General features: G+C 71.9%; 8 protein-coding genes and 2 pseudogenes. 6 read left to right on the top strand and 4 right to left on the bottom strand.

Going from position 1 to position 9,177, the window contains the following annotated elements:
- Positions 1-436, bottom strand: a pseudogene (locus Q8S40_RS19370) (urocanate hydratase); the annotation flags it as partial.
- Positions 437-500: 64 nt separating this feature from the next.
- On the opposite strand from Q8S40_RS19370, the gene Q8S40_RS19365 reads away from it, so the two are divergent.
- Genes Q8S40_RS19365 through Q8S40_RS19350 form a run of 4 tightly spaced genes read left to right on the top strand, consistent with a single transcriptional unit; the run spans position 501 to position 4,177 of the window.
- Positions 501-1,226, top strand: coding sequence for a UTRA domain-containing protein (locus Q8S40_RS19365; RefSeq protein WP_304810692.1), 726 nt, complete (start codon positions 501-503; stop codon positions 1,224-1,226).
- Complete coding sequence (locus Q8S40_RS19360; RefSeq protein WP_305671710.1) at positions 1,223-2,587, top strand: formimidoylglutamate deiminase; 1,365 nt, start codon at positions 1,223-1,225, stop codon at positions 2,585-2,587. The genes Q8S40_RS19365 and Q8S40_RS19360 overlap by 4 nt, the downstream gene beginning before the upstream one ends.
- A complete protein-coding gene (locus Q8S40_RS19355) occupies positions 2,584-3,339 on the top strand; it encodes an SDR family NAD(P)-dependent oxidoreductase (protein WP_305671709.1) in 756 nt (251 codons plus the stop codon). The genes Q8S40_RS19360 and Q8S40_RS19355 overlap by 4 nt, the downstream gene beginning before the upstream one ends.
- 1 nt (position 3,340) lies before the next feature.
- Positions 3,341-4,177: a GNAT family N-acetyltransferase gene (locus Q8S40_RS19350; RefSeq protein ID WP_305671708.1), complete on the top strand. Its 837-nt coding sequence runs from the start codon at positions 3,341-3,343 to the stop codon at positions 4,175-4,177.
- Here Q8S40_RS19350 and Q8S40_RS19345 read toward each other — a convergent pair.
- From Q8S40_RS19345 to Q8S40_RS19335, 3 genes are read right to left on the bottom strand one after another with little or no spacing between them, the layout of a single operon-like run.
- The gene (locus Q8S40_RS19345) at positions 4,155-5,261 is read right to left on the bottom strand and encodes a site-2 protease family protein (RefSeq protein WP_305671707.1); all 1,107 of its coding nucleotides are present in this window, start codon (positions 5,259-5,261) and stop codon (positions 4,155-4,157) included. The two genes, Q8S40_RS19350 and Q8S40_RS19345, sit on opposite strands and share 23 nt — an antisense overlap.
- Positions 5,262-5,266: 5 nt before the next feature.
- Positions 5,267-5,788: a lipocalin family protein gene (locus tag Q8S40_RS19340; RefSeq protein WP_304810699.1), complete on the bottom strand. Its 522-nt coding sequence runs from the start codon at positions 5,786-5,788 to the stop codon at positions 5,267-5,269.
- Positions 5,785-6,690, bottom strand: coding sequence for a polysaccharide deacetylase family protein (locus Q8S40_RS19335; protein ID WP_305671706.1), 906 nt, complete (start codon positions 6,688-6,690; stop codon positions 5,785-5,787). Before Q8S40_RS19335 ends, Q8S40_RS19340 begins: the two co-directional genes overlap by 4 nt.
- 203 nt (positions 6,691-6,893) lie before the next feature.
- Here Q8S40_RS19335 and cydD point away from each other — a divergent pair, with 203 nt between their 5' ends.
- Together cydD and Q8S40_RS19325 are read left to right on the top strand one after the other, a co-directional pair.
- Positions 6,894-8,489 carry a thiol reductant ABC exporter subunit CydD gene (gene cydD, locus Q8S40_RS19330; protein WP_305671705.1) on the top strand — a complete coding sequence of 532 codons (1,596 nt, stop codon included), beginning with the start codon at positions 6,894-6,896 and terminating at the stop codon, positions 8,487-8,489.
- A gap of 53 nt (positions 8,490-8,542) precedes the next feature.
- Positions 8,543-9,177: pseudogene (locus tag Q8S40_RS19325) on the top strand (thiol reductant ABC exporter subunit CydC); the annotation flags it as partial.

Raw genomic sequence — 9,177 nt, 5'->3', positions numbered from 1 at the left:
CGATCCCCTGGCTGCCGATATAGATCCAGGACCCGGCGGTCATCTGGCCGTACATCATCAGCCCCTTGCGATCGAGCTCGGAGAAATGCTCCCAATTCGCCCAGCGCGGCACCAGGTTGGAATTGGCGATCAGCACGCGCGGCGCATCGGCATGGGTGCGGAACACGCCGACGGGTTTCCCGGACTGGACCAACAATGTCTGGTCCTCCTCCAGCCGCTTCAGCGTGGCGATGATGCGCTCATAGCTGTCCCAGTCCCGCGCGGCGCGGCCGATGCCGCCATAGACCACCAGTTCGCCCGGCTTCTCGGCCACCTCGTCGTCCAGATTGTTCATCAGCATCCGCATCGCCGCTTCCGTGGTCCAGTGGCGGCAGCTCAGTTCCAGCCCGCGCGGGCTGCGGATGGCGGGGGCGTTGCGGCGGCGCGGATCGGTCATCGGTTCTCTCCGGGGCTTTCGTCCAGCATTGCGGCTTGGGCGTATTATGTCTAGACATAATCGCATGACCCGCCACGCCGCCATCCGTGCCCAGATCGAGGCGCGCATCCTCTCCGGCGCGCTGCGCCCCGGCGACCGCCTGCCATCGGAGGCGGAGCTGGTGGCGGAACATGGCGTGGCGCGAATGACGGCGAGCCGGGCGCTGGCGGATCTCGTCACCGCTGGCCTGGTGGTGCGCCGCCGCAAGGCCGGCAGCTTCGTGGCGGAGCCCCGCGCGGAGGAGACGCTGCTGGGCATCCCCGACCTCCGCGCCACCATCGGCCCCGGCCATCGCCACGCCGTGCTGTCCCGCACCCTGCGCGCCGCGACGGCGGAGGACCGCACCCGGCTCGGCGCGCTGCCGCGCGGCGCGCGGGTGCTGGCGCTCTCGGTGCGGCATGAGGCGGGCGGCATCGCCGCGGCGCTGGAGGACCGGCTGATCAGCCTGCACGCCGTGCCGGAAGCCCGCGCCGAGCCCTTCGACGCGCTGCCCCCTGGATCCTGGCTGCTGGACCGCGTGCCCTGGACGGAGGCCGAGCATCGCATCCGCGCCGTCCCGGCCGATGCCGCCACCGCCTCCCTGCTCGGCATCGCCGAGGGCGCCGCCTGCCTGGTGCTGGACCGTCGAAGCTGGCGCGGCGCGGATGCGGTGACCGCCGTGCGCCTGACCTATCCGGGCGACCGCCACGCCTTCACCGGCCGGTCCCGCCCATTGCGCGAGGCGCCGCAACAGGGCATGCGAGACGCATGACGCGATCCTTTCTCGCCACCACCGCGCTGCTGCCGCAAGGCTGGGCGCGGGATGTGCTGATCGAGGCCGATGCCGCCGGCTTCATCACCGCCGTGACGCCCGGCGCGACCCCACGCGGCAGCACGCGCCGCCTGGCGGGCGCCGTGCTGCCCGGCATGCCGAACCTGCACTCCCACGCCTTCCAGCGCGCCATGGCCGGCGGCGCGGAACGGCGCAGCCCGCAAGGCCAGGACAGTTTCTGGACCTGGCGGGAGACGATGTATCGCTTCGTCGGCCGTTTTTCGCCCGAGGATGCGGAGGCCGTCGCCGCGCAACTGCACGTCGAACTGCTGGAGCACGGCTTCACGGGTCTCTGCGAATTCCACTACCTGCACCACCAGCCGGACGGCACGCCCTATGCCAACCGTGCCGAGATGGCGCTGCGCAACATCGCGGCGGCGCGGCGCACGGGCATCGGGCTGACCATGCTGCCCAGCCTGTACCGCCATGGCGGCATCTTCGGCGTGCCGCCACATGAGGGGCAGCGGCGCTTCCTGAACGACCTCGACGGCTTCCTCGCCATTGCGGAGGCGACGCGCGCCGCGATCGGCGATGACCCGCAGATGGCGCTTGGCCTCGCGCCGCATTCGCTGCGCGCGGTGACGCCCGAATTGCTGCGCGGCGTGCAGGATTTCGCCGGCCCCATCCATATCCACGCCGCCGAACAGCCGAAGGAGGTGGCGGAGTGCCTGGCCGCCACCGGCGCGCGCCCGGTGCGCTGGCTGCTGGACAATGCGCCGCTCGACCCGCGCTGGGTGCTGATTCATGCGACGCATATGGACGCTTCCGAAATTGCCGACCTCGCGGGTTCCGGCGCCGTGGCCGGGCTGTGCCCGAGCACCGAGGCCTCGCTCGGCGATGGCACCTTCGCGCTGCCCGGCTACCTGGCTGCCGGCGGCCGCTTCGGCATCGGCACGGACAGCCATGTCGGCACCGCGCCCCGCGATGAGCTGCGCCAGTTGGAGACCAGCCAGCGCCTGCGCGACTTTTCCCGAGCTGTCGCCACGGTTGATCAAAACCCGCATCCCGGCCGCGCGCTCTACGACGCCGCGCTCGCCGGTGGCGCCCAGGCCAGCGGCCGGCGCCTCGGTGCCATCGCGCCCGGGATGCGCGCGGATTTTGTGGAACTTGATACGCGCCATCCGACACTCACCGGCCGGGACGGTGACGCGCTGCTGGATGCCTGGGTGTTCAGCGGCCAGTCCAACCCGGTGAAGACCACGGTAGTCGGCGGGCGTGCGGTGGTGGAGGCGGGGCGGCACATCCACAGCCTCGCCATCGCGGAGGAGTTCAGCGCGGCGATGCGGAGGCTTCTGGCATGAGCGGTCAATTGGCAGGCCAGGTGGCCATCATCACCGGCGGCAGCCGCGGCATCGGCCGCGCCATCGCGCTGCTGTTCGCGCGGGAGGGCGCCGACATCGCCTTCTGCCATCTGGACGATGCCGAGGGCGCCAACCCCGTCGTCGCGGAGATCGAGGCTTTGGGCCGCCGTGCCCTGGCCGCCCCCGTCGATGTCGCGGACCTGCCCGCCTTGCGCGACTTCATCGCGGAGGCGGAGGCCAAGCTCGGCCCCTGCGACATCCTGGTGAACAATGCCGGGCTGAACAGCCGCGGCGCGATCAGCACGATCACGGAGGAGATGTTCGACCGGGTGATGAACGTCCACGTCAAGGCGAGCTTCTTCGCCGCCCAGGCGGTGTGGGACGGCATGGCGGCGCGTGGCCGCGGCCGAATCATCACCACCGCCAGCCAGCTCGGGCTGAAGGGCGCGCCCAACATCGTGCCCTATTGCATGGCCAAAGCGGCACTGATCGGCTTCACCCGCGCGCTCGGGTATGAGGGCGCGCCGAAGGGAATTCTGGTGAACGCCATCGCACCCGGCCCGGTCGCCACCGACCTCACCGCGCAGCTCGGCCCCGAATGGGCGGCGCGCATCGGCGCGGCGCTGCCGATCGGCCGGGTCGGACAGCCGGAGGAGATCGCGGCGGCGGCGCTGCTGCTGGCCTCCTCGCCCGGCGGCGATTTCTTCGTCGGCGCGACGCTGTCGCCCAATGGCGGGGACATCATGCACTGACATGGCGCGCCTGATCACATTGAGCGCGGCGCAGGCCGCGACCGCCGTGGAATGGGCCGCGGCCGAGGGCTGGAACCCGGGCCTCGCGGACCTGCCCTGCTTCCTGGCGCAGGATGCCGGGCTGTTCCTGGCCATGGAGGAAGACGGCGCGCTGCTCAGCGTGATCGCCGCCACGCGCTACGGCGCCGATTTCGGCTTCATAGGCTTCTATATCGCGCGACCCGATCTGCGCGGGCAGGGGCATGGCATGGCGGTGTGGCGCGCCGGCATGGCGCAGCTTGCGGGCCGGCTGGTCGGGCTGGATGGCGTGGTGGCGCAGCAGGCGAATTACCGGAAGTCGGGCTTCGTCCTGGCGTGGAACAACATTCGCTTCGGCGGCGTGCCGCTGCGCCCGCCCGCCCCGGCCCAGGGCATCCTGCCTGCCGCCGATGTGCCCTTCGCGGCGCTCGCGGCACTCGACCGCAGCGTGTTTCCGGCGGCGCGGGAGGGTTTCCTGCGCGCCTGGATCGCCCAGCCCGGCCATGTGGCGCTGGCCCGTGTGACGGATGGCACCGTCACCGGCTTCGGCGTGATCCGCCCGGCGCGGGAGGGGCATAAACTCGGCCCGCTCGTCGCCGAAAGCCCTGCGGTGGCACAGGCGCTGGCCGCCGCGCTGCTGGCGCGGGTGCCGGAAGGCCCGGTCTTCCTCGATGTGCCGGAGCCGCATCGCGCCGCCGTGGCGCTGGCCGAATCGCTCGGCCTGACGCCCGGTTTCGAGACGGCGCGCATGTACACCGGCGCCGCGCCCGAAATCCGCGCGGACCGTCTGTTCGGCGTTACCAGCTTCGAGCTGGGGTAGCCCGCGCCCCGGCCCGGGCGGTTTCCAGCATCAGCATCTCGCCCAGGTTTTCATGGGTCAGCACGCCGATCAGCCGGCCCGCCGCATCCACCACACCGATCGGACCGGCGGCTTCCTGCATCACGCGCAACGCGTCCTCCAGCGGCGCGCGATGCGCCACCACCGGCACCTCGCGCTGCATCGCCTCCAGCACCGGCGCATCCGGGCCAGCCTGCTGCAAGGCGCGCACCAGGTCGCTGCGGGTCAGGATGCCGCGCAGCCTTCCGCCGCCATCGACCACGGGGAAATCGGTCTGCGCCGTGCGGATCAGCAGCTCCGCCGCATCGGCGATGCGGGCGCTGACAGGCAGGCTCTCGAAGCGGGTGATCATGGCATCCTCGGCCCGCATGCCGCGCGACAGCTCCCGCATCTGCACCGATTGTGCCTCCGCCTGCGCGCCGAGCCAGACGAACAGCGCCACGAACACCACCAGCGGTGCGCCATTCAGCAGCCCGATCAGCCCCAGCGCGAAGGCCAGCGCCTGGCCGATTCCGGCGGCGAGATCCGTCGCCCGCCGGCTGCCGAGGCGCATCGACAGCAGGGCCCGCAGCACCCGCCCGCCATCCATCGGGAAGGCGGGCAGCAGGTTGAACACGGCGAGCGTCACATTCACCCAGAACAGGCGTGCCAGCAGGCCATGCGCCGGATTCTCCAGGCTCGCCATGGCCGCCACCGCGGGCACACCGCCCAGCACGAGGAACAGCAGCAGCGCGATCACCACATTCACCGCCGGCCCGGCCAGCGCCACCACCAGCTCCTCGGATGGTTTCTCCGGCATGCGTTCCAGCCGGGCGACACCGCCGATCGGCAGCAGCGTGATGTCGGGCGTGCGCACGCCATAGCGGCGGGCGGCGGCGACATGGCCGAATTCATGCAGCACCACGCAGCCGAACAGCAGGCAGATGAAGACAATGCCCTGGACTGCCGCCGCCATGCCGCCCTGCAGGCCATGCGCCACCCCGATCCAGGCCAGCAGCAGCAGGAAGGTCAGATGCAGCCTTATCTCGGTGCCGGCGATGCGACCGAGCGGGATGGACCAGGACATGAAGGCTACTCCTGCGGCGTGGGGCGCAGCCGGCTGATTTCGAACCCCTGCCCGGCGGCGGTGATCACCGCTTCGGCATAATCACCCGGCGCCAGTTCCGGCCGGCGGGCCAGCACCCACAGATAGTCCCGACCGGGGGCGCCCACCACCGCCCAACGATAGGAAGGATCCAGCCCGATCACCCAGTAATCGCCATAGAAGGGCCAGAAGAAGGTCACGCGCAGCTTCGCATTGCCGCTTTCCGGCACGACATAGGCGCTGCCCTCGGCCACCCGGGCGGAGCCATCCGCGCCGCGGCAGCGATTGACCACGCCGATCGTGCCATCCGGCCGCGGCGTATAGGTGGCGGTGGTGTGGGTGCAACCGCGCGCGCTGTCCTGGAAGCTGTTGGGAAAGCGCGCGATTTCGAACCAGGTGCCGGCGTAGCGGGCGAGGTCCACCTGCGGCACGGTGGCGACCGGCGGGCGCGCCGGGGTGGTGGCGCAGGCGCCGAGCAGCAGCACCGCCAGCAGCAGGAAGCGCCTCATGCCACCCACTCCGAACCCGGCACCACGCCGGGCGGCAGGGCGGCCACATGGTCGTGGATGGCACCGGCGGTGGTGATCCAGATGGCGTCGCGGTGCTGCGCGATCCCGGCCAGTGCGCGGCGCAGATGCCGCATCCGGTGCGGCTGGCCGATGATGTAGGGGTGCAGCGCGATGCCCATCACCTGCGCCATGCCGTCCTGCGTCTGGTGCAGGCGTTCGTGGAAATCATCCAGGATCATGTCGGCGAAGGCCGCCGCGCCATCCTTGCGGGCGACCACGGCGGGAATGTCGTTCACCTCCTGCGGGTAGGGCATGGCAAGCAGCCTTCCGGCGCGGGTCTGCATCCAGATCGGCGCGTCATCGGCGCACCAGTTCATGGTGTAGGCATAGCCCGCTTCCGCCAGCAGGTCCGGCGTCACGCGGCTTTCGGCGATCCAGGGGCTGAGCCAGCCACGCGGCGGGGCGCCTTCATGCCGGGTGATGGCGGCGGTCGAGTCGGCGATCAGCGTCGCCTCGTCGGCCTCGGGCAGGGTGGATTGGCGTTCGGAATTGGTGCGGCCATGGCCGGCCATTTCATCGCCCCGGGCGCGATGCGCGGCCAGCAGTTCCGGCGCGAAGTCATACATGGCGCTGTTCAGCAGCACCGTGGCGGGCAGGCGCAACTCGTCCAGCAATTCCAGCAGGCGCCAGGCGCCGACGCGGTTGCCGTAGTCCCGCCAGGCGAAGTTCAGCACATCGGGCGGCGGCCCACCTGGTGCCAACTCCGCGCCCAGCCCCTCGCCAAAGGCGAAATGCTCCAGGTTGACGCCGAGATACACCGCCAGCGTCGCCCCCCCGGGCCAGGCATAGGGCGTGCGGCCCGGCCAGGCGGCGTATTCATAGCGTCCGTGGGTGGGCAGCATGGTGGGACTCTCCGGCCTCGCATTCCGGCAGGTTGGGGATTTCGCACCACAGGGCAAGCCTGAAGCGCCGGAGAAGCGACCAAGGGGTGATGACCCGCCGCACGGCCTGTCCTATCCTTCGTGCCGACATGCCAAGGGCGAGACAGGGGGGAGATGCGGCGTCCGCGCTGCTGCAGCGCGAGGCGCGGGCGGCACGCGGCCGATTGCGCGTGCCGCTGGGCCTCGGTGTCGCCCAGGTGGTGGTGGGGATTGCCCAGGCTTGGCTGATCGCCGGGCTGATCGCCACCCTGCTGGGCTTCGGCGCGGCCGGCTGGCCGGCACTGGGTGCCGTGGCGGCGCTGGCGGTGCTGTCGGCCAGCCTCGGCATGGCCCAGGAACGCACCCTGCTGGCGGCGGGGGAGGCGGCGAAGGCCCGGCTGCGCGCCGCCGCCTTCGAACGCCTGCTCGCCCAGGGCGCGGAGGATGGCCGCGGCGTCGGCGACCGGGCCGCGCTGGTGGTGGACCGGATCGAGGCGCTGGAAGGTTTTCTCACGCGCTGGCTGCCGGCCGCCGCCATGGCGATCGCCGGGCCGCTGCTGGTGGCGGGCGCCGCCTTCATGGTGGATGCGACCAGCGGCGCCATCCTGCTGCTGGCGGCCCTGCTGGTGCCGGTTGCCATGGCCGTCACCGGCATCGGCGCGGCGCAGGCCAGCAAGCGGCAATTCGCGGCCCTCGATTCGCTCTCCGGCCGGTTCCTGGACCGCATGCGCGGCCTGCCCACCCTGGTGCTGTTCCGGCAGCAGGAGGCAGAGGCTAAGGCGCTGGGCGTGGCGGCGGAGGATCTGCGCCAGCGCACAATGCGCGTGCTGCGCGTGGCCTTCCTGTCCTCCGCCTCGATGGAGGCGCTGGCCGCCGGCGCCATCGCCTGCCTCGCCATCCGCCACGGCGCCATCCTCGGCCTGAACCACCCGGACCCGGCTGGCGCGATCTTCTGCCTGCTGCTGGTGCCGGCGCTGTTCACCCCGCTGCGCACCTTCTCCCAGGCCTATCATGAGCGCATGGCCGCGCGCGGCGCCGCCGCCGAACTCGCCCCGCTGCTGGAGGCGGAGGTGCCGGGCGGGCTGAAGCTGGAGGAGATGCCGGCGCGCCTGGTGGTCAGCTTCCAGGATGTGCGGCTGAGCTACGACCCGACCCGCCCGCCGGCCCTGGATGGGCTGAGTTTCCGCGCCTTGCCGGGGGAGACGGTGGTGCTGGCGGGGCCGTCGGGTGCCGGCAAATCCTCCATCCTGCGGCTGCTGATGGGATTCCGGCGGCCGGATTCGGGCCGCATTTCGCTGAACGGCCAGGATGCGACCAAGCTCGCCCCGGCCGAATTGCGCCGGCTGTCTTCCTATGTCGGCCAGCGGGCGCATCTGTTCCGCGGGACCATCCGGGAGAATATCGCGCTCGCCCGGCCCGGCGCTACGCCGGCCGAGGTCGAGGCCGCCGCCACCGCCGCGCGCGTGACCGACTTCGCCAAGGCGCTGCCGCAGGGGCTCGAGACGCTGGTGGGGGAGGGCGGCTTCGGCCTGTCCGGCGGCCAGGCGCAGCGGGTGGCCATCGCCCGCGCCTTCCTGCGCGACACGCCGCTGGTGCTGCTGGATGAGCCGACCGCGCATCTCGACCCGGGCACGGAGGCCGAGGTGCTGGACAGCCTGCGCCGCCTCTGCACCGGGCGCACCGCCATCATCGCGAGCCATTCCCGCGCCGCGCATCGGCTCGGACGGGTACTGGAGATCGAGGCCGGGCGGGTGCCCGGGCCTCGGATGGCGGGCGAATGACCCCGTCCGATAACCAGCGCGGGGGCGTACCTGGAGATGTGAATCGGCCCGGCATGGCCGCCGACCTTCTGCGCGTTCTCCGCCTGTGGCATGGCCGCGCCGGCTGGCTTCTGGCTGGCCTCGCCATGGCCTGTGCGGCGGCGCTTGCAGGGCTGGCGCTGCTCGGTCTCGCCGGGCGTGGCGTGGCGGAGGGGGTAACCCAGGCGGCGGTCTTTGCCGGTGGCGGCGCGGCGCTGATCTGGTTGCGGCCGGTCATCATCCTGCGGCCCATCTTCCGCTACCTGGAACGGCTGGTGACGCATGCCGCCACCTTCCGCGCTTTGGCCGATACCCGCATCTGGTTCTTCCGCAGGCTGGCCGAACGGCTGCCCGCCGGGCTTGGCTTCCGCCGCGCGGGGGATCTGCTGGGGCGGCTGGTGTCCGACATCGATGCGCTGGACCGCGTGTATCTCGGCGCCGTGGTGCCGGGGGTGGCGGGGGTTTCCGCGGTTCTGGCGATCGCGCTGGTGCTCGGCGCGCTGGACCCGGCGCTGGCCGCGCTGGTGGCGTTGCCGCTGGCGCTCGCGCTGCTGCTGCCGCCGCTGCTGGCGCCCGGGGCCGCTGCCGCGGGGCAGCGCGTGGCGGAAAGCCAGGGCGCGCTGCGGGCCGCCGTGGTCGATCCGCTGACCGGCATCGAGGATACGCTGGC

Source organism: Falsiroseomonas sp. (assembly GCF_030695085.1).
Lineage (GTDB): Bacteria > Pseudomonadota > Alphaproteobacteria > Acetobacterales > Acetobacteraceae > Falsiroseomonas.
This window is presented reverse-complemented; position numbering and strand designations above follow the sequence as displayed.

What these genes read in the sequence shown, in the direction of transcription:
- Q8S40_RS19365 (WP_304810692.1), top strand. Translation starts at nt 501, where the DNA reads ATGACCCGCCACGCCGCCATCCGTGCCCAGATCGAGGCGCGCATCCTC.
- Q8S40_RS19360 (WP_305671710.1), top strand. Translation starts at nt 1,223, where the DNA reads ATGACGCGATCCTTTCTCGCCACCACCGCGCTGCTGCCGCAAGGCTGG.
- Q8S40_RS19355 (WP_305671709.1), top strand. Translation starts at nt 2,584, where the DNA reads ATGAGCGGTCAATTGGCAGGCCAGGTGGCCATCATCACCGGCGGCAGC.
- Q8S40_RS19350 (WP_305671708.1), top strand. Translation starts at nt 3,341, where the DNA reads ATGGCGCGCCTGATCACATTGAGCGCGGCGCAGGCCGCGACCGCCGTG.
- Q8S40_RS19345 (WP_305671707.1), bottom strand. Translation starts at nt 5,261, where the DNA reads ATGTCCTGGTCCATCCCGCTCGGTCGCATCGCCGGCACCGAGATAAGG.
- Q8S40_RS19340 (WP_304810699.1), bottom strand. Translation starts at nt 5,788, where the DNA reads ATGAGGCGCTTCCTGCTGCTGGCGGTGCTGCTGCTCGGCGCCTGCGCC.
- Q8S40_RS19335 (WP_305671706.1), bottom strand. Translation starts at nt 6,690, where the DNA reads ATGCTGCCCACCCACGGACGCTATGAATACGCCGCCTGGCCGGGCCGC.